The organism is Hoyosella subflava DQS3-9A1 (assembly GCF_000214175.1).
GTDB lineage: Bacteria > Actinomycetota > Actinomycetes > Mycobacteriales > Mycobacteriaceae > Hoyosella > Hoyosella subflava.
Genome location: NC_015564.1, coordinates 2058461 through 2078923, shown reverse-complemented (window position 1 = coordinate 2078923; position 20463 = coordinate 2058461). Strand labels below are relative to the sequence as shown.

Annotated in this window: 20 protein-coding genes; 7 read left to right on the top strand and 13 right to left on the bottom strand. The window is 62.1% G+C overall.

The window, feature by feature from the left end:
- Positions 1–6 precede the first annotated feature (6 nt).
- Entirely contained in the window at positions 7–1761 is a 1755-nt protein-coding gene (gene arc, locus AS9A_RS09720) for a proteasome ATPase (RefSeq protein ID WP_013806804.1), read from the bottom strand.
- Between the two features lie 313 nt (positions 1762–2074).
- Between arc and AS9A_RS09715 the strand changes: the two genes are divergently transcribed.
- Positions 2075–2299, top strand: a complete 225-nt coding sequence (locus tag AS9A_RS09715) for a hypothetical protein (RefSeq protein ID WP_013806803.1) — start codon at positions 2075–2077, stop codon at positions 2297–2299.
- 10 nt (positions 2300–2309) lie between these two features.
- On the opposite strand, the gene AS9A_RS09710 is transcribed toward AS9A_RS09715, so the two are convergent.
- Genes AS9A_RS09710 through AS9A_RS09685 form a run of 6 tightly spaced genes read right to left on the bottom strand, consistent with a single transcriptional unit; the run spans position 2310 to position 10714 of the window.
- Positions 2310–5573: a DEAD/DEAH box helicase gene (locus tag AS9A_RS09710; protein WP_013806802.1), complete on the bottom strand. Its 3264-nt coding sequence runs from the start codon at positions 5571–5573 to the stop codon at positions 2310–2312.
- Between the two features lie 19 nt (positions 5574–5592).
- Positions 5593–6522, bottom strand: coding sequence for a hypothetical protein (locus AS9A_RS09705; RefSeq protein WP_013806801.1), 930 nt, complete (start codon positions 6520–6522; stop codon positions 5593–5595).
- Positions 6523–6532: 10 nt separating this feature from the next.
- Positions 6533–6988, bottom strand: coding sequence for an SRPBCC family protein (locus tag AS9A_RS09700; protein ID WP_013806800.1), 456 nt, complete (start codon positions 6986–6988; stop codon positions 6533–6535).
- A 51-nt stretch (positions 6989–7039) separates the two neighbouring features.
- Positions 7040–7744: a hypothetical protein gene (locus tag AS9A_RS22680; protein WP_013806799.1), complete on the bottom strand. Its 705-nt coding sequence runs from the start codon at positions 7742–7744 to the stop codon at positions 7040–7042.
- A 2-nt stretch (positions 7745–7746) separates the two neighbouring features.
- On the bottom strand, positions 7747–8469 hold the full coding sequence (locus tag AS9A_RS09690; RefSeq protein WP_013806798.1) for a PP2C family protein-serine/threonine phosphatase: 723 nt from the start codon (positions 8467–8469) through the stop codon (positions 7747–7749).
- A gap of 34 nt (positions 8470–8503) precedes the next feature.
- Positions 8504–10714: a DEAD/DEAH box helicase gene (locus AS9A_RS09685; protein WP_148262436.1), complete on the bottom strand. Its 2211-nt coding sequence runs from the start codon at positions 10712–10714 to the stop codon at positions 8504–8506.
- Between the two features lie 82 nt (positions 10715–10796).
- Here AS9A_RS09685 and AS9A_RS09680 point away from each other — a divergent pair, with 82 nt between their 5' ends.
- Together AS9A_RS09680 and AS9A_RS09675 are read left to right on the top strand one after the other, a co-directional pair.
- Positions 10797–11486 carry an arsenate reductase/protein-tyrosine-phosphatase family protein gene (locus AS9A_RS09680; RefSeq protein ID WP_041450998.1) on the top strand — a complete coding sequence of 230 codons (690 nt, stop codon included), beginning with the start codon at positions 10797–10799 and terminating at the stop codon, positions 11484–11486.
- 8 nt (positions 11487–11494) lie between these two features.
- Positions 11495–12166 (top strand): arsenate reductase ArsC, encoded by a 672-nt coding sequence (locus AS9A_RS09675; RefSeq protein WP_013806795.1) that lies wholly within the window; start codon positions 11495–11497, stop codon positions 12164–12166.
- Between the two features lie 89 nt (positions 12167–12255).
- Here the strand turns inward: AS9A_RS09675 and AS9A_RS09670 are convergent, their stop codons facing one another.
- Genes AS9A_RS09670 through AS9A_RS09660 form a run of 3 tightly spaced genes read right to left on the bottom strand, consistent with a single transcriptional unit; the run spans position 12256 to position 15340 of the window.
- Entirely contained in the window at positions 12256–13506 is a 1251-nt protein-coding gene (locus AS9A_RS09670) for an APC family permease (protein ID WP_041450997.1), read from the bottom strand.
- A gap of 38 nt (positions 13507–13544) precedes the next feature.
- Positions 13545–14501 (bottom strand): patatin-like phospholipase family protein, encoded by a 957-nt coding sequence (locus AS9A_RS09665; protein WP_013806793.1) that lies wholly within the window; start codon positions 14499–14501, stop codon positions 13545–13547.
- Between the two features lie 11 nt (positions 14502–14512).
- The gene (locus tag AS9A_RS09660; protein ID WP_013806792.1) at positions 14513–15340 is read right to left on the bottom strand and encodes a tRNA (adenine-N1)-methyltransferase; all 828 of its coding nucleotides are present in this window, start codon (positions 15338–15340) and stop codon (positions 14513–14515) included.
- A 186-nt stretch (positions 15341–15526) separates the two neighbouring features.
- Here AS9A_RS09660 and AS9A_RS09655 point away from each other — a divergent pair, with 186 nt between their 5' ends.
- Together AS9A_RS09655 and AS9A_RS09650 are read left to right on the top strand one after the other, a co-directional pair.
- The gene (locus tag AS9A_RS09655) at positions 15527–16354 is read left to right on the top strand and encodes a RecB family exonuclease (protein WP_049793877.1); all 828 of its coding nucleotides are present in this window, start codon (positions 15527–15529) and stop codon (positions 16352–16354) included.
- 27 nt (positions 16355–16381) lie between these two features.
- Positions 16382–17203, top strand: a complete 822-nt coding sequence (locus AS9A_RS09650) for a thioesterase family protein (RefSeq protein WP_041451761.1) — start codon at positions 16382–16384, stop codon at positions 17201–17203.
- Here AS9A_RS09650 and AS9A_RS09645 read toward each other — a convergent pair.
- On the bottom strand, positions 17190–17624 hold the full coding sequence (locus AS9A_RS09645; RefSeq protein ID WP_013806789.1) for a VOC family protein: 435 nt from the start codon (positions 17622–17624) through the stop codon (positions 17190–17192). The two genes, AS9A_RS09650 and AS9A_RS09645, sit on opposite strands and share 14 nt — an antisense overlap.
- A gap of 171 nt (positions 17625–17795) precedes the next feature.
- Here AS9A_RS09645 and AS9A_RS09640 point away from each other — a divergent pair, with 171 nt between their 5' ends.
- Entirely contained in the window at positions 17796–18440 is a 645-nt protein-coding gene (locus tag AS9A_RS09640; protein WP_013806788.1) for a TetR/AcrR family transcriptional regulator, read from the top strand.
- Between the two features lie 4 nt (positions 18441–18444).
- On the opposite strand, the gene hisG is transcribed toward AS9A_RS09640, so the two are convergent.
- Both hisG and AS9A_RS09630 read right to left on the bottom strand, forming a co-directional pair.
- Complete coding sequence (gene hisG, locus AS9A_RS09635) at positions 18445–19293, bottom strand: ATP phosphoribosyltransferase (RefSeq protein ID WP_041451760.1); 849 nt, start codon at positions 19291–19293, stop codon at positions 18445–18447.
- A gap of 62 nt (positions 19294–19355) precedes the next feature.
- Positions 19356–19619, bottom strand: a complete 264-nt coding sequence (locus AS9A_RS09630; RefSeq protein WP_041451759.1) for a phosphoribosyl-ATP diphosphatase — start codon at positions 19617–19619, stop codon at positions 19356–19358.
- 140 nt (positions 19620–19759) lie between these two features.
- Between AS9A_RS09630 and AS9A_RS09625 the strand changes: the two genes are divergently transcribed.
- Complete coding sequence (locus tag AS9A_RS09625; protein WP_013806785.1) at positions 19760–20356, top strand: TetR family transcriptional regulator; 597 nt, start codon at positions 19760–19762, stop codon at positions 20354–20356.
- Positions 20357–20463 lie beyond the last annotated feature (107 nt).

Here is a 20463-nt window from a genome sequence, read left to right as displayed (position 1 = left end):
CGGGGGTCAGAGGTACTGGCCTGTGTTCGATTCAGTATCGATCGCCCTGCTCGCACTCGCGTTCTTTCCTGTGACGAGCGTGCGAATATAGACGATCCGCTCACCCTTCTTCCCGGAGATCCGCGCCCAGTCATCTGGGTTGGTTGTGTTCGGCAGATCTTCGTTCTCAGAGAACTCGTCGACGATCGAATCGTAGAGATGCTGAATGCGAAGCCCAGCTATGCCGGTATCGAGGAACTCCTTGATCGCGAACTTCTTGGCACGGTCGACGATGTTCTGGATCATCGCCCCCGAGTTGAAGTCCTTGAAGTAAAGGATCTCCTTGTCGCCATTGGCGTAGGTCACCTCAAGGAAGCGGTTGTCCTCGCTTTCGGCGTACATCCGTTCAACAACTCGCTCGATTATTGCGCGGACACACGCGTCCCGATCACCACCGAATTCGCCGATATCTTCCGAGTTGATGGGCAGTGACGGAACCAGGTACTTCGAGAAGATGTCCATCGCGGATTCCGCGTCCGGACGCTCGATCTTGATTTTGACGTCCAGGCGGCCCGGCCGCAGAATCGCCGGATCGATCATGTCCTCGCGGTTAGACGCGCCGATGACGATGACATTCTCCAGGCCTTCCACGCCGTCGATCTCGCTGAGCAACTGTGGGACAACCGTCGTCTCCACATCAGACGACACACCTGAACCGCGGGTCCGGAAGATGGAGTCCATCTCGTCGAAGAACACGATGACTGGTGTACCTTCAGAGGCTTTTTCACGCGCACGCTGGAAGATCAGCCGGATGTGCCGCTCAGTTTCACCAACGAACTTGTTGAGAAGTTCCGGGCCTTTGATGTTCAAGAAGAACGACTTCGCTTCACGGCTATCCTCGCCGCGCGCTTCCGCGATCTTCTTCGCCAGCGAATTCGCGACAGCTTTGGCGATCAGCGTCTTACCGCAGCCAGGAGGACCGTAGAGCAGAACACCCTTCGGCGGGCGCAGCGAATATTCACGGAACAGATCCCGGTGCAGGAAAGGCAACTCGACAGCATCGCGGATCTGTTCGATCTGCCGAGACAAGCCGCCGATGTCGTTGTAGCCGACGTCGGGTACTTCTTCGAGCACCAGATCCTCGACCTCTGCCTTCGGTATGCGTTCGAACGCATACCCAGCCTTCGTATCGACGAGGAGGGAATCACCAGGCCGGAGTGCACGCGGCGGCGAGAACGGATCCGAATCGTCCTGGTTAACCAAAGGATCGGCGAGCCAAATGACGCGCTCCTCGTCGGCATGGCCGACGACCAGCGCACGGTGTCCGTCGTCAAGCACTTCGCGAAGCGCGCAAATCTCGCCAGTCTGCTCGAACTTGCCTGCCTCGATAATTGTCAGTGCCTCATTGAGCCGGACCGTCTGGCCTTTCCGCAGCAATTGTGAATCCACATTGGGCGAGCACAGCAGCCGCATCTTCCGCCCAGAGGTGAAAACATCCGCGGAGTCGTCCTCATGCACTCCCACGACCACGCCGTAGCCACTCGGTGGCTGACCTAACCGGTCTACTTCCTCCCGCAGATTGAGCAACTGCTGGCGCGCTTCCTTCAGCGTGTCAAGCAGCTTGGCGTTGCGGACAGTCAGCGATTCAATCCGGACTTCGAGTTCACGGACTTTCTGGGGATGCTGCGAAAGCTGACGCCGCAGGGCACCCACTTCCGACTGCAGGGACGTGATCTCGCGATTCAGCTCATCCCTGTCGCGAGGACGTTCTGAAGTGCTCATGGGCGTCTCCTCCCGATCTGATCTATCAACGCTACCGGCGTTCTGGCGAGTATGGGATGTGACGCGCGTCTACTCGCAATAACGTCACCAGATCGTCATGGATTCCATACCCGAAAACGGCCGACTTTAATCGCGCCGACCAGCACTTACGCATACCCAACGACAGCGGACCCAGGCAAAACCCATGACTGGCTAGCGGCCGCTCCACATGTCAGCGACCGTGCTGCTAACAGAAATGTTACGCGGTAACGGTGTGCGGGTGCTTCTCTCACAGTCGCTAGGGTGATCATGAAGCAGCTACGAAAGGACGAACATGGCCGCCCCGGACAGCCGTCCTGATGAGGAAGACCCGGCGAAGAATAGCTACGACTGGAAGCGGGACGAGCGTCTCGATCCGCTCGGGCCTGAGCCAGCCGGAAGTGAGCGCAAGCCGCCCTACATTGGAGGTAACCCGGTGCGCGGCGCGTTGTTCGCACTGGTGCTCGTGCTGCTGGTCATCGCTTGTGTGCTGATTACCTATAACGCCCTAGTGCCGTAGCGCGTCGCGGCTAATTGAAGAGATTTCGGATGTCCTCTGCGCTCAGCGCGTCCCCGAACGCAGCGCCTTCGTCGAGCACGCTCGTGAAGAGATCAGCCTTGCGCTTCTTGAGCGCCATCACCTTCTCCTCGATCGTTCCTTCGGAAATCAGCCGGTACACCATTACCTGACGGGTCTGTCCGATCCGGTGCGTACGATCCACCGCCTGCGATTCCGTCGCGGGGTTCCACCATGGATCAAGGATGAAGACGTAGTCCGCTTCCGTCAGGTTGAGACCGAAACCTCCGGCTTTCAGACTGATCAGGAACACCGAATCCTTACCTGACCGGAACCTGTCGATGACGGCCCCCCTGTTCCGCGTGCGGCCATCAAGGTAAACGTAGGAGACGTCCTCACTGTCGAGACGCTCACGCACCAGTCGCAGGAAGCCAGTGAACTGACTGAAAACGAGGGCCCGGTGCCCGCCGGCGACCACCTCATCCAGGTGCTCAAGCAGCACTTCGATCTTCGCAGCCGGAATCCGCTCATGCGCTAGGTCGACGAGGCCCGCATGCAAGCTCAATTGCCGCAGCGTCGTGAGGGACTGAAGGATCGTCATGCGGTGGCGGCCAAGATCGTCAACCAGGCCCATCACCTTCTGTCGCTCCCTCTGCAAACGCGTTTCGTAGGCCTTGCGGTGGCGCGGGTGAAGATCAACCTCGACAATCTGCTCTTGTTTGGGCGGAAGATCAGCGGCCACGAGTTCTTTCGTCCGGCGACGGACCAGTGGCGCGATTCTGCGCTTCAGCTGGTGGAGCATCTCCTCGTCGTGAAGTTTCTCGATCGGATTCGCGTAAAACTCCTTGAAGTCATGCGGATTTGGGAACAAGCCCGGCGCTGTGATGGAGAGCAAAGACCACAGCTCCATCACATTGTTCTCGATTGGGGTGCCCGTGATGGCGAGCTTGAACGGAGCATTCAGTTGTCGGCAGCACTGGTAGATCTTCGCCTGCCGGTTCTTCGCGATCTGCGCCTCATCGAGCAACAACCCCGCCCACTCCCGCGCGCTGTACTCTTCGAAGTCGAGACGGAACAGCGTATACGAGGTGACGACGATGTCCGCGCCGCGAACAGCGTCAGCGAGGCTCTGGCCGCGGCGGCGGAGTGTGTCCGTCAGAACAGACACAGCGAGATCCGGAACGAAGCGCTGCGCTTCGTGAACCCAGTTCGTGATGACGCTGGTGGGCGCGACGATGAGAAACGGGTTTGCGTGGGGCTCCTGGATTCGCGCGTGTGCAATGAGGGCCAATGACTGCACGGTTTTGCCGAGTCCCATATCGTCCGCGAGGATTCCGCCTAGCCGGGTGGACCATAGGAACGCGAGCCACTCGAACCCTTCATGCTGATAGGGACGCAGCACCGCCTTCACCGTGTGTGGCAGACCGGTTGCCAACCCTTGGTAGTTGAGCAGTCCGTCGACGCTGCGCCGCCACTCCTCGGCCTGTTCACCGACGACACCGAGTCCAACCAGTTCCTCCCACAAGCCCGCCTGGTAACGGTTGATGCGCAGCGTGTCGTCAGGGCGATCATCAAGTGATCGGGCCTCGTCAATGAGTTTCTGAAGCGCAGCGAACTCTGGTTTCTCCAGCGAGAAGTACGCGCCGCTCGGGAGGATCATGTGCGATTCGCCAGCGTTGAGCGCACGAAAGACATCGGGGAACGCGACGACCGTGTTATCGACGGTGATGACGACGTTGAGATCGAACCAGTCCGCCTCCCCCGCGATGTGTGCCGTCGACAGCCTCACCGCAACGGAATCATTGACCTCGCGGAAGTCAGGCACTGTGCCCACGACACTGAGATCGACGTCGTCATGAGCCTCGAGGACTGGAAGCGTTTCAGTGGCGAACGAGGGAGTGTCGAGTTTATCGACCCGGATCTCAGGGCGCGTCCCGAACAACGCCCAGATCGAACCCTCGGCGAATACGGGTGGGCGCAATTCGCCAATGACCTGTTGTTCCCTCGCCTGGTCGCGGATGCCCCCGTCGCCGTTGTTCTCGCCGGGCCGGTACTCAAGTCGCGATTCGCCCACACTGTACTTCCACAGCAGTGTCACAGTGGCGCTATGCACCGAATGAAAGGTCACATCCACTGCCAAGACCGGACCGGTGATCACTGGCGGGGTGAACGATCGATCGGACGACGTGACGGCAGCGAAGGTGCGCAGCCGTGGATAGAACTCGGTCGAAAACCGGTCGAGATCATCGTGCGGTACCGGCAGCGTCTGCCGCGTGAGCAGTATGTGGCGGAGCTGTTCCGGCACGGGCTTGAGCATCTTCGCGAGGTGCAGCCCGCCTCCGCTGTCGGTGAACACAACGCCGTGACCCTCCGCCCCAACGAACGCGACAGGTGTGACGTCAGGAAGGTCAGCGACATTGACGGACGGAGTTACGGCGCGGCGATCGCCATTCGGTGCTGTGACGTCGAGACATAACTGCGCGGACGTGTGAACCGCGACCTCCCCCAGTTCCGGGCGGGCATGGACGAGCGCCACGCCCATCGCAGCTGCCTCCTGAAGCAGTCCCCATAACTGAGGGCTGTTGAATGTGGTGAGGTCAAGCGCTCGTTCGTCGCCGTAGCCGGAATACTGGCGACCGAACCCCGCCTGATACACCGCAAACATGTCGATGCAGAATTGCACGTGCCGACGATCCAGGCTGAACCGCTGAGCCAGGCCATGCAGCCCCGTCCAGGACATTCCAGCGCCAGCCCAGCCGTCCTTCTGTCTGCGAACGAGCCGTGCGAGTACGCGCTGACCGGACATCGCACCGGTCCGCTGAAACTTGGTCAGGCCGGACAGGGAGAGCTCTATCGCGAGTGCCACAGCGGGGAGATCGGCGCTGCCGGACGGACGAGTGTCTGGCAGCATCGCGCTGAGCACGTGCTCCCAGGCCGGGGGTTGCGGGGCGCGCGCAGGAGTGGTGGACACATAGCGACGACCGATCGCTGCGGTCACCAAAGCAACCACGTGTTTGCAGTTGACGCCGACCGGGCAACTGCACTCGCCCCTCCGGAAGACGATTTGCGAACGCTGCATCCGAAAGTAGGCGATCGTTGTGTAGAGACTCGCTTTGCTGCCCGCCACAGTGCCTCTCAGGGCGAACGCATCGTTGTCCCATGTCGCGTCGAGTACGGCTCCGTCCATGGCATACGCCATGCCACGCACGAACGTCTTCTCGCCAACGATCGGTCGCAGCGTTGCGGGCACGAATCCGCGCAGGACCACCGGGAGCATCGGCTCAACCTACCGGAGGTCACCCCTGGCCGGAAACACTGTCTGGGTCGACGCCCAAGAAGTCGCTGCGCGCACGAAGTATATCGACTTCCCTGTACACACCCGACTCCTTCTGCGCGAGCGAACGGCGCAGCGCAAGCGCAAGCACAGGCTTCATGTGGGCCCACATGTGGCCATGATTCCGGATCAGCGTCAGAGAGGCGGTGCCCGGATACAAAATGTTGCGCCGCAAGACTGCCGCCGCATGTTGCTGGTATCCGGTGAACAGGTCGTTTTCCCCGATGATGTCGTGCCAGGTCGTTGAAGGATGGAGCGTGTGCGCGACCCCCTCGAGCGACCTGCGCCGCATGATGAGAGCCCGCCGGAATTTGCTCAGCGGATCCATTGTCGGCGGCGGGTGCTCGAGGTCGCGAGGATCGAAGTCCTGCGCCACGACCTTCAGTGCGGCGCGGATAACCGGGCCTTCCGACCGCGCCATCCGGGCGGCATGGAAAACATACTCAGTCAGGTGATCGAGAGTGCCTACCGACGACAGGGTGACAAGATGGTCGGTTTGGTCTGTCAGCGTTTCCGCGACGGAATACGCGGCGACACCACCCCACGACATGCCCGCGACGTGGAGCTTGTCGTTCGTAATTCGCGCCAGTGCCCGCGCATGACCGTCCCCAAAGATCCGGCGGTGCACACGTCGGCGGACGTGCGCTGCCATCGGGGCGATGATGGGGCGATCAAGCGCGCTGGCGTACTCCCACAGGTACTGCTGACCCAAAGTGGTATTCGGCGTGGACCCGAACCCGTTGTAGATCACCACGGGCCGCCGACCTTCATACGCGCGATTCAGCAGGTAGAAGCGATACTCATCGCCCGTCTTCGGGTCCGTCACGACCGTATGCCGCGTTATCTCATCGCGGAACACGTCGGCGGTCGTCGCCGGTGAGGCCTGCTCCATCCCGTCGCGGCTACTTCTCAGCCTCGGCTTTGATCCGCTCCAGGGTCGTGTGCATTCCGGCGACGAGGTCCGCTTCGAACTCGTCGTTACCGCCGAGGAAGACTTTCACCATCGCTCGTGACACTGCCCTCGTGCCGTTGGGCGCCTCGCGCCGCTGCACGATACGGGTGCCGCCGTCCTCAGCCTGCAGTGCGAATGACCACACAGTGTTGTTTTCGAGAACCTTGAACGCGATGCGCTGGTGCGGCTCCACGGCCACGACTCGGGTGCGCGTCGGCCAGTACAGCATGCCTTTGCGATTGATGTTGAACGCCAGTGCCCCCTCACGAACCTGTCCACCGAGCACGAAGGTCTTGCGCGTGCGGGGGCTCCATTCGCTCATCCGCGGCAGGTCGGAAACGATTGACCAGACCTTCTCCGGCGACGCCGCGGTCGCGATCTCTGCTTCGAGTACAGGGCTTGCCATATTCATCTCTTCCCATTGGGTTTGCTGCTCCTAGAGGCACTTTACCGGCAGCTAATAAGGGATGCCGTCGCGCGCGAGCTCGGTGAGTACCCGTCGACGGAAGGTTTCGTCCCGAACTGTCCGAACGACGAGGTCACGCGCGGTAAGCCGAAAATTCTCCGCGACCAGGCTGAGGATCGTCCGCTCATCTAGGGCGCGCATCGTCCGGCCGTGTGCTGAAACGGCGCTCAGCGCGATAGTCTCGCCGCCCGCGTTGAGATGCCCGCGCGTGGCTCGGTATGTACGAAGCGGGCCAGAAACTTCCACTTCGCACGCGGCACACTGTGGACCGATCTCCGCCACCGAATAGCCAGGTACATCGTCGTTGACGCCCTCACTTCGATCCAGCACATCCCGCTGGGCGTCCGTGAGAAACATGATGTGAACGTCGAGCCGCGTACCAGGCGAGCGGGCAAGAGATCCGGGGACCGCTCCGTACCGCGAGATGCGCGCCGCGTAGACGACGTCATGGTCACTCAGGACTGCCGCGAGCACCGGTATCGGAGGTTCCGATGCGCGCGAGCACCCGAACTTGCGATTCATCTGAACCGCAGACGCATTGGACCCGACAGCCAGAACTGGAGTCCTCGAGTGCAGGGGAATCTGCCCAGGAATAAATGGACGCACCGTCGCTGGTGCCTCGAACACGAAGGAACCGGCGGGCCGTTCGTAGGGGTAACCGAACGCCCGCGCCACGATAGATTCTTCGTGCAGCAAAGTCACTCCATGATGTCGACAAGAAGCGCTGAGTAATTGTCCGGAGCGCCACTGCTGAGCACGAGGGCGATGATCCCGCTGAGTGCATCAGCGGGCGAGCTTTCCCGGCAAACTTGGACGATGTCGGCTGGATTCGTGAAGCCCGACACACCATCTGAGCAGATCAGGTATCGCCCTATCGCTGGCTGCACCTCTGAAATGTGCGGCACCGGAGGCTGGCTGCTCCCCACGACTTGCGTGATTGCATGGGTCGGTCGCCCCGCCGCATCCAGCGCCGCATCGTCTATTGACACTAACGTCAGGTCATCCTGCTCGATCTTGAAGATTGGGCTATCACCGACGTTGACGCAGTAGACGGTGTTCTGGGTGATAACAAGCGCGGCGAACGTGGTGCCCATTCCGCGGAACTCGGCCGATGTGCTCGCTGCCCGCCGCACCGCAGTGTGCAGCATTGCGACCCCTTTGCTGATGTCGCCCGGCGTTTCCCACGCTGCTGACGACTCCACCAGTTCGGTGACTGTCAGCCAGCTTGCGACGTTCCCAGCTGGGTGACCGCCAAGCCCGTCAGCGACTGCGAGCACCACCGGCCGGTCGAGCGGAAGCCCGACAGTTGCGATAGTCCCCGATTCCACCTGACTGACGAGCGGCCCGACGGCGATCGCGTCTTCGTTGCGTGCGCGCAGCAGACCGCGATCAGTAATCGCACTGACCTGAAGAGACCTCATGCCACCATCGTGGCACTTCCGGCGGCGACTTCGTCTATTTGATGCCGAGCCGCTGCCGCTCCGCCTCGACAATCCGCTGCTCATCGTCTGCGACGTCTACATCGACTGATCGAGCATCCGCTTCCTTTGAGGCACTCTTGCGGGCGTATTCATCAAACAGCTCCCGCTTACGTGCAACGATCTGACGCATATGGTCATCGACTGTATCTTTCGCGAGCAGGCGGTGAACCTGGACGGCGCGGACCTGGCCCATCCGGTGCGCTCGAGCGATGGCTTGTTCCTCGGTGCTCGGCTTCCACTGCGGCTCCGTGAGAATAACGATTGACGCCGCCTGAATGTTGAGACCCACTCCCCCTGCCTGGATCTGACTCAGCAGCACCGTCGGCCCCTGGTATGCGGTAAATGCATCTACGAGACGCTGGCGCTCCGGCGCAGGCACCGACCCTGTAATCGTGCCTGCCACCTTACTTCCCAGCGCGCTTCCGATTCTCTCGAGCACGTCGAGGAAGTAGGAGAAGATGAGCACTTTGAAACCGTCCTCATTCGCCTCGTCAACGATTTCCAGCAGTCGTTCCAGCTTCGCTGACTCCGACGAACTGTAGGCTGCGCGACGCATCCACATGAAGTTGCCGCTCCGGACCGCGTCTCGGTATTCACGGGTGTCGCCAGGGCTGAGATACACCCATTCTTCGATGTCGATGCGCTCAGGAAGCTCAGTCAGCACGTCCTCCTGATTTCGCCGAAGATACACGGGAGCAACCGTTCTGCGGAACTTCCGGGCGCCAGCAAGGGCATCGGCTGCCGTCACCCGATCCGCAACATCTGGCCGCAGGTAAGCGACGAGGTTGCGAAATTCGCTGACGCGGTTCTCCATCGGGGTTCCGGTGAGGAAGAGCGCGCGCTCTGCCTGGCCGATCATCCGCCCGACGAACCAGGCGCGCTGTGTCTCAGGGTTCTTCACATAGTGCGCTTCATCAACGATGAGCATCGACAGCGCGATGGTCTCGGGCAGCGAGACGCCACCCACCGTTCCGAAGGTCGTCACAGCAACGCCCCCGGACCTTTGCCACGCGAACAGCGCTTCGTCACGATCTCTGCCGTGCACGCTGTGGGCATCGAGGACGGTATGCCGCTGAATCTCGTTAAGCCAGTTCACCTGCACGCTAGCTGGACAGATGACGAGAAACCACCGGTGGCCAGCGGCTGCAAGGTGCGCCACCGCGGCGAGGGCCTGCACCGTCTTCCCGAGTCCCATCTCGTCGCCGAGGATGGCATACCGGCGCTGCAGCGCGAACTGCGCGCCGAACTTCTGGTAGCCGCGCAGCGTCGCGGTAAGCAAGCTGGTGTCGAGTTCAGTTTCGGCGACGCTGCGCGCGTCGTCGTCACCCAGGAACCCGCGTGCGGCCTCTCCGTCCAGCTCTCGGCCGACACCGAGAGACTCGAGAATGGCGTAGAACGCTGCGGCATTGTGTTCAAAGTCCCGCCAAAGTTGGTCTGGCAGATATGCGCCTGGGTCCAGCCCGGGTCCCGTTGACGTCAGCGTCTGCTGAAGCGCGAGCACCTCCGGATCGACGAGAAGCGTTTCAAGTTCCCGCAACGCTGAAAGCGTCGCATGTTTTGTGGCGCGGGACGCGAAAAACATCCGGAACCGGCTCGTTGCACGGGCAGCGGCATCGGCCGTGGGAACGATGTGGGCAGCCAGGTCACTCAGCACGGGCCCCACCGCAGCTACCGTGGCGTCGGCGTGTCGCAGCGCAGCGAGCAGTGCCAGCAGCTCTGTCTGCAGGTGCGGACGCATGACGGTGTCGAAACGTATTTGTGTCTGGCTGGTGAGCCGATCTGCGACGCTGCGTGCAGCTGCGCACACCTGGCCAGCAGTGTGTGCCCCGACGCCAGGCAGGCGAGTAAGTTGGGCCGCCGGTTTATCCGCTACATCGGCGACTGTCTGGTACCCGGCGTTCTCCAATGCTGCGAGCCGCGTCCGCGAGTCCACGAGCGGTTTGAGCTCGCTCAGCGCAGTCCGCCGCAACTGTTCACCGACGGTATCGCCAGTCACGATCTCAATCTGGTTCAGTGCCGCTGCACGGAGCGTCTCCGGAGCAGCGAGCAGCACTGCTGAGCTATCGACGATCCACCGGGCGAGTTCGAGCATCTGCTGCGCTGGCGGGCCGATGCGAGATTTCGCCGCTGCGTACTCGTCTGGGCCCAGCGCCGCAGGAGTTGGCGACGGCGACTGGATACGCATGCTGGGATCGTAGCGCTGCCGCTCTGGCGTGCGTCGAAACCGGACTAGCCATTCACAGATCAGGTCAGTATTATTTGAGTCAATGTCCACTGACTTACCTCCCCCAGTGCGAGCGGCCATCCACGCCGCTCTCGGCGACCCTGCCCGCGTGGAACTCGCAGACCTCGTCGCCGAGGGTGACCGGTCGCCATCCGAACTGCAGACCGCGCTCGAAATGAAGTCAAACCTGCTCGCCCACCATCTCGGCGTGCTCGAACGCGCCAATATCGTGCGGAAACGGCGCTCTGAAGCAGATCGCCGACGGACCTACTGGACACTGGTACCCGGCACCTTGGAAGCACTGCTCCCGCGAACCGTCCGGACTGTCCCCCGTGTGGTCTTCGTCTGCACGCACAACTCGGCGCGATCGCAACTCGCTACGGCGCTCTGGTCGCAGAACAGCACTGTGCCCGCGACCTCAGCGGGAACAGATCCAGCCCGCACAATTCATCCCCGGGCTCTCGCTGCGGCGCGACGGCATGCCCTGCCCCTCACCCCAATGACTCCGCGGCGACTCGACGAAGTGCGTGCGCCTGGCGACGTCCTTATCGCCGTGTGCGACAACGCGCACGAGCAACTCAGCCCCAACGAGCAGCGGCTGCACTGGTCAGTGCCTGATCCCGCTCGGGACGACACCGACGCGGCGTTCGACCAGGCCGTCGATGAGCTGTCTCGCCGTATCGCGCGCGTCGCGCCCACATTCCAGCAACCGATCGACCCATCTACGAAATAGGAGTCTCCATGTCAGCCCCGTCTTTCGGCGCCACTGAATTCGGCCGCAATGACCTTTCCATCGACCACCAGATTGCCCTCAGGACCGCATCAACCCGTCTCGCAGAAGCCTTTACGGGAGTCTTCGGTCCGGAGACGATCGAACGCTTCCTGCACTCGTCGTACGACCAGTTCGCAAGCACCGCAACAGTGCCCAACTTTATTCCGCTCCTCGCTGAACGTTTCGCCAGGCAGCGGCTGAAAGCCCTCGCACGCGTGGAGGGTCTGCATCACGATGGCAAACCGACCGTGTTGTTTCTTTGCACCCACAACGCGGGGCGCTCTCAGATGGCGCTTGGCTTCTTCGAACAACTCGCCGGCGAGAACGCCGTTGCGTGGTCGGGAGGCTCGGAACCCGGAAACGCAATCAACCAAGCCGCCATCCACGCGATGGCGGAACGCGGCATCGATATCTCAGGCGAGTATCCGAAACCGTGGACCGATGAAATTGTCCAAGCAGCAGATGTGGTCATCACAATGGGATGTGGCGACGCCTGCCCAATCTTCCCCGGCCGCCGGTACGAAGAATGGTCTCTCGACGACCCGGCAGGACGCACGATCGACGATATTCGGCCAATTCGCGACGAAATAGAACGGCGCGTTCGCTCCCTGCTCGACGACCTCGGCGTAGCAACGGCCTGATTGCGGCCGCCGCCACTCGCAAATCCATCTGCGGGTGTCAAAGAAAACCTGGCCTTTGCGGGTGTTTCTTTTGACCTGCACGGATGGATTTAGCTGAGTGGCTGGCGCTCACCGGCTATTCGCCTGCGCCCCGCATAGAGCGTCGCCCCAGCCAGGAGTACGACTGCCCCAGCTACAACGGAGGCAGTGGGCAGCGTGCACGCCAAGACAACGCACCCGATCGCACCCAGTGCGGGCACGATCCGCGACCGGACGCGACGGGAGAGAGTCCATGCCGACAGGTTCGCGATGAGGTAATACGTCAGGACAGCGAATGACGAGAAGCCGATCGCGCCGCGCAAGTCCGTCGCCAGGACCAGGACAATCACGATGGCCCCTACGGCCAGTTCCACACGATGCGGCACGCGGAACCGCGGGTGCACGACCGCCAGCGGCTGGGGCAGGTGACCGTCGCGCGCCATTGCGAACGTCGTTCGTGACACGCCGAGTACAAGCGAGAGCAGGGCTCCTGTGGCGGCGACAACGGCACCCACACGCACGACTTGTTCCGCGCCGGTGACTGCAGCGACTGCACGGGCGAGCGGGTCTGTCGCGTCAGCGAGCCCGTCTGCGCCCAGAACTGACAGCACCGCGAACGCGACGACGGCGTACACACCGAGCGCAATACCCAGCGCGATACCGATGGCCCTGGGAATCGTCGTTTCTGGGTTGCGGACTTCTTCGCCTAATGTTGCGATCCGCGCGTACCCAGCGAATGCAAAAAATAGCAGGCCCGCAGCCTGCAGGACTCCCGCGACTCCGATCGTCGCCGTGCTCGCGGGCAGGTGCGGTCCTCCCGCTTCGAGGAAGGCGATGACGACCACTCCAAGGAGCACGAGGAGCACCAGCGCAACAATGATCCGCGCAGCACGGGCGGACTTCTGAACACCCGCATAGTTGACCCCGGTGACAGCGAGGACGGTTACCACTGCGATGGGCTTTTCGTGGCCGGGCCACGCGTACGTGCCGACAGTCAGTGCCATCGCCGCGCACGACGCGGTTTTTCCGACTACGAAACCCCATCCGGCGAGGTAGCCCCAGAACTCACCGAGCCGTTCGCGGCCGTAGACGTAGGTTCCGCCGGAGCTCGGGTAGATCGCTGCTAGCCGCGCCGAGGAGTTGGCGTTGCAGTACGCGACCGCCGCGGCGATCGCGAGTGCGGCGAGGAGGTACTGTCCGGCGGCTTGCGCGGCGGGCGCAAGCGCTGCGAAAATACCTGCACCGATCATCGCGGCGAGGCCGATTACCACTGAATCGCTGAGGCTCAGACTTCTGCTTAATGGCGCATCGGACCGCGTCACGGTTGCACGCTATCTCACTCGGCCCCACCGCGCGCGACTTAACTATCTGGAAGCGATCCCACAGCATTCAGCACCGCGCGATGCCCAATGTCGACTGCCGCCCGCATCCCGGCTAGATCGCGGAAGCCACGTATTCCGCCCGCGGCGCCGTCAGGAGGCCGGATCTGCAGTATTGCGGGGCAAGCACCGTTCGCCTCATGCCTCTCGATCACGTCCTCGTCTGCCGTCTCCCGCTCGTAGCGAGCGAGCCAGGTATCGACGGTGCCGGGTGCGCGCCTTTGCAGCCACGCACGCATGAACCAACGCTGGTGCCGGGGTATCGGTTCGGGCCGGACTGTAGCCGGATTTGTTCGCAGCACAAGGACGTGTGTGGCCTGCCATTGAAGAGCACGGTGGACAGGCACCGGTTCGCTGACTCCGGCGTCGACGAACCGTCTTCCGCCGAGTTTCACCGGTGGGCCGCCGAGTAGCGGCAGCGTGGAGGTTGCCTCGAGCGCCAGTTTCAACGACTCGACGTCGGAGACCAGTGGGCACAGGTCCACGCTTTCACCAGTGTCTGCGTCGGTGGCGACGGGGTGAAATGAAATGGGGTGGTCAAGTACAGCTTGGAAGTTCATCCGCACCTGACGGGTGTACACAGTGCGGACCAAATGGGTGGAGTCGACAATGGGTCGGCCGCGCAACACATTACGCCCACGGAAGGTTTGGGAGGTGACAGCCGGATCTGACCATAGGGAGGCGCCCAGCGCGGATTGGCCTGCAAGCACCCAGGCCGCGTTGAATGCTCCCGCAGATACACCGAACAGCGCATCTGCAGCATCGATCAATCCGAGTGCTTTAAGTGCTGTGAGCATCCCGGCGGAGTAGGCGCCGCGCGGCCCACCACCTTCAACGACAAAGGCCACGCGGTGGCCGTCACGCCGCTCCCCTGGTGAGCTCTGCGCTGATCGCCGCGCACGCAGGACATCCACTACCGGATGTTCGGAGAATGTCATTCAGCGGATCATCATCCCTTCGAAGGGCGCCGCTGGGGCTTTGGCGCGATCACACCTTCGGCGAGTCGCCGCGCGGACACCAGGAACGCGGTGTGGCCTTGCATCCGGTGCCCAGGACGGACGGCGAGCCCGACGACGTTCCAGTCCCGCACCAGAGACTCCCAGGCACGGGGTTCAGTCCAGCATTGCAATTCCCGCAGTCCTTCGACGACGCGTGACAGCTGTGTTGTCGTGGCGACATAGACGATAAGGACGCCGCCTGGAATCAGGGCCTTCGACACGGCAGGGAGCACCTCCCATGGCGACAGCATGTCGAGCACGACCCGGTCGACCTGACCTTCGTACTCCGCGACATCCCCGACTGTGAGGTTCCAGTTTGTGGGCCGTTCCCCGTAGAAGTTTTCGACGTTGCGAACGGCGTGTTCGGCGTGGTCCTCGCGGACCTCATACGAAATGACGGTCCCTGTCGGGCCGACGGCGCGCAGCAGTGAGCACGTGAGGGCACCCGAACCCGCGCCCGCTTCGAGCACTCGTGCACCGGGAAAGATGTCACCTTCGTGGACGATCTGTGCCGCGTCCTTCGGGTAGATGACCTGCGCTCCGCGTGGCATTTTGAGCACGTAATCCGTGAGTAGCGGCCGCAGCGCGAGGTACGCGGTGCCGTTTCCGGATTTCACGACACTGCCTTCGTCCGATCCGATCAGATCGTCATGGGGAATCGATCCCCGGTGGGTGTGGAACTCACCGCCCGCGGTAAGCAGAAGGGTGTAGCGGCGGCCCTTCGCGTCGGTGAGCTGCACTCGGTCACCCTCACGAAATGGCCCGCTTTGCGCTGTCATGCCTCTGCAATTCCCTTCGTTCAACTCGGCCCGGGCTACCTAAAGTTGTCAGACGGTGCGCATACGCTGCCATATGTGAGGTCAGACGTGATGAATCCAGCAACTGCCAACGATGATGCCGACGCAGCACCACCCGTAACCCGCACCGTCAACGGTACTGGCAGTTCATCCGACGGATCATCCGAGGTGTCGGCAGCGGCGTCGGACAGGGTACGCAGACCCCTGGCTCTCTCACCGTCGCGTGCGAATGACTTCAAACAGTGTCCGCTGCTCTACCGTTTCCGAGCCATCGACCGGCTACCTGAAGCGCCCAGCCGCGCGCAAGTCCGCGGCACGGTTGTGCACGCGACTCTCGAAGCGCTCTACGAGCTACCTGCTGCGCAGCGCCAGCGGGGCACAGCAACATCGCTTATCCAGCCAGTGTGGGAGCAAGCATGCGCGGAAACGCCGGAGCTTGCTGAACTCATCGGTGACGAACGCAGCACGTTCTTCGGTGAGGTCGAGCAGCTCGTACAACGCTACTTCGAAATGGAAGATCCCACCCGGTTTGATCCTGAGTCGTGCGAGTTGCTCGTGGAGGCGCAGACTGAGGACGGTGTGGCGCTCCGCGGGTTCGTGGACCGTATTGACGTTGCCCCAACCGGCGAGGTCCGCGTCGTGGATTACAAGACTGGCCGCAGCCCAAGCGAGATGAGTACCGGCCAGGCTCTTTTTCAGATGAAGTTCTATGCGCTGGTGATCTACCGGGTTCGCGGAGTCGTCCCAACGCAGCTGAAGCTGATCTATCTCGGTGATGGACGCACGCTTACTTACGCGCCCGAAGCCGGTGAACTCCTTCGCTTCGAGCGCACACTGTCCGCCATCTGGAGCGCGATTCGCGCCGCTGGTGATTCGGGCGACTTTCGGCCCAGCCCCGGCCGATTGTGCGATTGGTGCGACCACAAGTCCCACTGCCCATCGTTCGGTGGGACACCCCCCGCATACCCTGGGTGGCCAGAGGCCGTAACCGCGTGACGCGGATGGACGATTGGGGCGGTGGCGATGAGTAGCAGCAATGGTCCTTTTTATAAACGTGGACCTGAGGCTGACGGCTGGCAGAGCTTCACAGCAACACAGGCCACAGTGGGTGTCTGGTCAGCTTCCACCCAGCATGGTTCACCGCCCGCAGCACTGCTCGTCAAGGCTCTCGAGGAGTTTGAGCCGCGCGCGAACACCCGGATCTCACGGGTGGTTGTCGAAATTCTTGGCCCCCTACCGGTTTCCGAGTGCCGTCTCCGGACGTGGGTCGAACGTCCGGGCCGCCGTATTCAGCTGCTTGGCGCGGAACTCCAGGCCGAAGGCGCAGACGGTGCCTTCCGAACCGTCGCGAAAGCCTACGGTTGGCGGCTGGAAACTAGCGATACTTCCCATGTCGCCGATGCGCCCGGAGTTGTGCATGACCCGCTGCTTCCGCCCCATGAAGGCGAGCCGTGGGATCCGGCGCACACCTTCGGCCCCGGCTACATCAGCGCAATCGAATGGTCGTCGATTCGTCGGCCCAGCCGCTCTGGGAAACCAGGGCAGACATGGGGGCGCCCACGCGTGCTACTTGTGGACGACGAACCGCTGACTCCGCTGCAACGGCTGTTCACAGTCGTCGATTCGGCCAACGGCATCGGCGCGAAACTCGACATCCGCGAGTGGACCTACCTCAACACCGATCTCACAGTGCACATCCACCGCCTCCCCGAAGGTGAGTGGATCGGGCTATCAGCCAAGACGACCGCCGGGCCCGACGGAATCGGCATGTGCAGCGCTGTGATCTACGACGAGAAAGGGCCGGTGGGAAGATCCGCTCAAACGCTGCTAATCAGCCCGCGGTAGCCACTTCAGCGGGTGCCTCGCCCGCAGCGACCGCCGGGTCCATCCACATCACTTCCCAGACGTGATTGTCGGGGTCACGGAACGCGCGACCATACATGAAGCCGTGATCCTGCGGTTCCATCCATTTGGTCCCGCCCTGACCTAGGGCGGTCTCCACGATGCGGTCGACGTCAGCACGGGTGTCCGCGGAGATGCACAACAATGCCTCACGCGCCTTCGCGGTGTCACACATGTCGTCAGCGATGAAGCCCTGGAATCGGTCCGGCGTCATCAGCATGACGCACGTCAGCTCATTCACGATCATACAAATCGTAGTTTCGTCGCTGAACTGATCATTAAACGTGAAACCCAGCGCCCCGAAGAACTCCTTCGCGGCCACAACGTCGTTCACGTACGTATTGACAAAAAGCATTCTTGTCATGGGTTTATCCTTCTCTAGATGCCGTCCCGTCCCCGACAAACTTTCCGGGTTCATAGGACAGACTCGGCCGAGATGGTGGAATTCATCGCTTAGCGTCAATCCCATTGGCAACATTCGTATCTCGACGCGTCCAGCGGACATTTGCACGTTCGAGGACTAAGGTCACTCCCTATGGCGGCGACGAAAAGCGGGAAGAAGACTGGACGTCCACGGTCCCTTCACGAACCAGACATCATCAATGCGGCTCTGGAAATCGGGCTGTCAGACGCGTCGATGCCGACGGTCGCGCGGCGCCTCGGAGTGACGCATTCCGCCCTGTACCGGTATTATGCTGACCGGAATGCGCTGCTGGTGGCCAGCATCGGCACCGCGATAGAGCGGACACAGTGGCCGGATGGCTCGGAGTGCTGGCGCGACACGCTCACGGGGCTGGCCGATTCGATGTGGCACATGTTCAGCGAATACCCCGGACTCGCCGAAGCGATGCTGACCGTCCAAGGCACCCCGCCAGAGGGCACAGCTTTGGTGGCGCGCATCGTTGAAGGACTCCACCGTCAGGGATTCAGCGTGCATGACGCGATGCTGGCTGTGGACTTCGTTTCTGACCTAACGCTCACCGGCTTCTCCACGATGGCCCGGCTCGATCAGCCCACAGACGACGGGGCCACCACTCGAGAACGTTTCAGGGCGGACTGGTCACGACCCGAAATACTGAGCGAGGTCGTCGCAGACGACTCCGGCTGGTACGGGCGCGGATGGCTCGACGAGAAGATCGCCGTGATGCTGGACGGCCTCGAAAGGCGCATCACCAGCTGACGCGTTACAGCCTGCAGGACCTGATGTCCGACGCAAGGATGGCCTTGGCGCCCAGCGCGGAGAGGTCATCCATCACCTGGTTGACGCTGCGCCGCGACACCATTGCGCGGACGGCGACCCAGCCGGGCTCGGCCAGCGGTGCCACAGTCGGCGACTCGATCCCCGGCGTGATGGCAGTTGCTGCCTCGAGGAGGCTCTGTGAGCAGTCATAGTCCAGCATCATGTACTGCTGAGCGAACACGACACCCTGGATGCGAGCGACAAGCTGGTCGCGAGCAGGTGTGCTCGGCTCCTCGCCGTCGCGTTCCAGGAGAACGGCTTCTGAATCACACAGCGAATCACCGAACGCCGCGAGGTTATGCTGACGCAATGTGCGGCCTGAACCAACGACGTCGGCGATAGCGTCCGCCACTCCGAGCTGGATCGAAATCTCGACAGCCCCATCAAGCCGGATGACAGTCGCATCGACACCCCGACGGGAAAGGTCGGCGCGGACAAGGTTCGGGTAGGAGGTGGCGATACGAAGCCCCTGCAGATCTTCGACCGTCCACTCACGCCCCTGCGGTGCCGCGTACCGGAACGTCGAACGCCCGAACCCCATGGCAAGACGTTCGCGGACCGGAGCACCCGAATCAGTAGCCAGATCCCGGCCAGTTATTCCAAGATCTAGTTCCCCCGAACCGACGTAGATCGCAATATCTTTCGGGCGCAGGAAGAAGAACTCAACCTGATTCGCCGGATCCAGAACGGTCAAGTCCTTGCTATCCGAACGGGTTCGGTATCCGGCTTCAGAGAGAATCTCCGCGGCCGATTCTGACAATGCGCCCTTGTTTGGTACGGCAACTCGCAACATATGAACTTCCTCAGAGGTCTTCAGCGTGTGATGGTGAGTAGTGGTGATGGCGCGGCGCATCATCACAGATGTCGGTAGACATCCTCGAGCGACAGTCCCCGCCCCACCATGAGAACCTGCACCCAGTACAGGAGCTGCGAAATCTCCTCGGAGAGCTCTGCGTCCCCCTGGTACTCAGCAGCGAGCCACACCTCCCCGGCCTCTTCCAGAATCTTCTTGCCCTGCGCGTGCACGCCAGCGTCGAGCGCCTTCACGGTGCCTGACCCGTCCGGGCGTGTGGCGGCGCGGTCCTGCAGTTCAGCGAACAGGGTCTCGAAAGTCTTCACGGGCGTCCATTCTGTCACGAAGTGACACGTCCTCGAATTTCGCCCAACGCGGTGATCTCGATCCTGTCGCTACAGGACGGCACAACCAGGAGAGTCGCACCGGCCGGACCGCCACCGCACACCCGTCGTAGGATCAGGGTATGGAGCAGTCCCGCACATTTCAGGCCGAGGTGCGTCAGATGCTGCGCGACAGAATCCTCGACGCGGCAAGCGATATCACTACTGAACGCGGCTGGGGTGCGGTAACAATGTCGGAGATCGCTCAGCGGGTGGGTGTCAGCCGCCAAGTCCTCTATCGGGAGACCGGGGCCAAACATGCGCTTGGCGAGGCACTGGTGACGCGTGAGGCGGATCGCGTGGTCTCTCGTGCGGCCGAGCAATTCCGGATACACCCCGCTTCGCTGGCCGACGGAATAGGCGCGGCTGCCGAAGCAACGCTGATCAGCGACGTCGGGAACCCACTGATTCGGGCAATTGCGGCGGGGAGTGCGGGCGGAGATACGGAACTGCTGCCCCTGCTTTCGGGTGGGACTGGTCCCGTATTGGCTCGTGCGATCGGAGCGATCAGCGAGGTCGCCGCTGCTGTCTATTCGGGCCTTGAACTACCGCAATCTGACATCAAATGCGCCATCGAGGTGGGTGTTCGCCTCACTTTGAGCCATCTGCTTTCGCCGCTGGGAAATCCCGAGGACGCGGCGCAGCAGGTCCGTCTCGTTGCTCGGCGATTACTCGCCTGAGCACGTCTCGCTGATACATCGCCTTCACCCGCGCCCACGGGTTACTACGCATCTTCATCGCCGTCCACACAATGAGCACATTAGTGTCTTCTATTGACACTATCCTT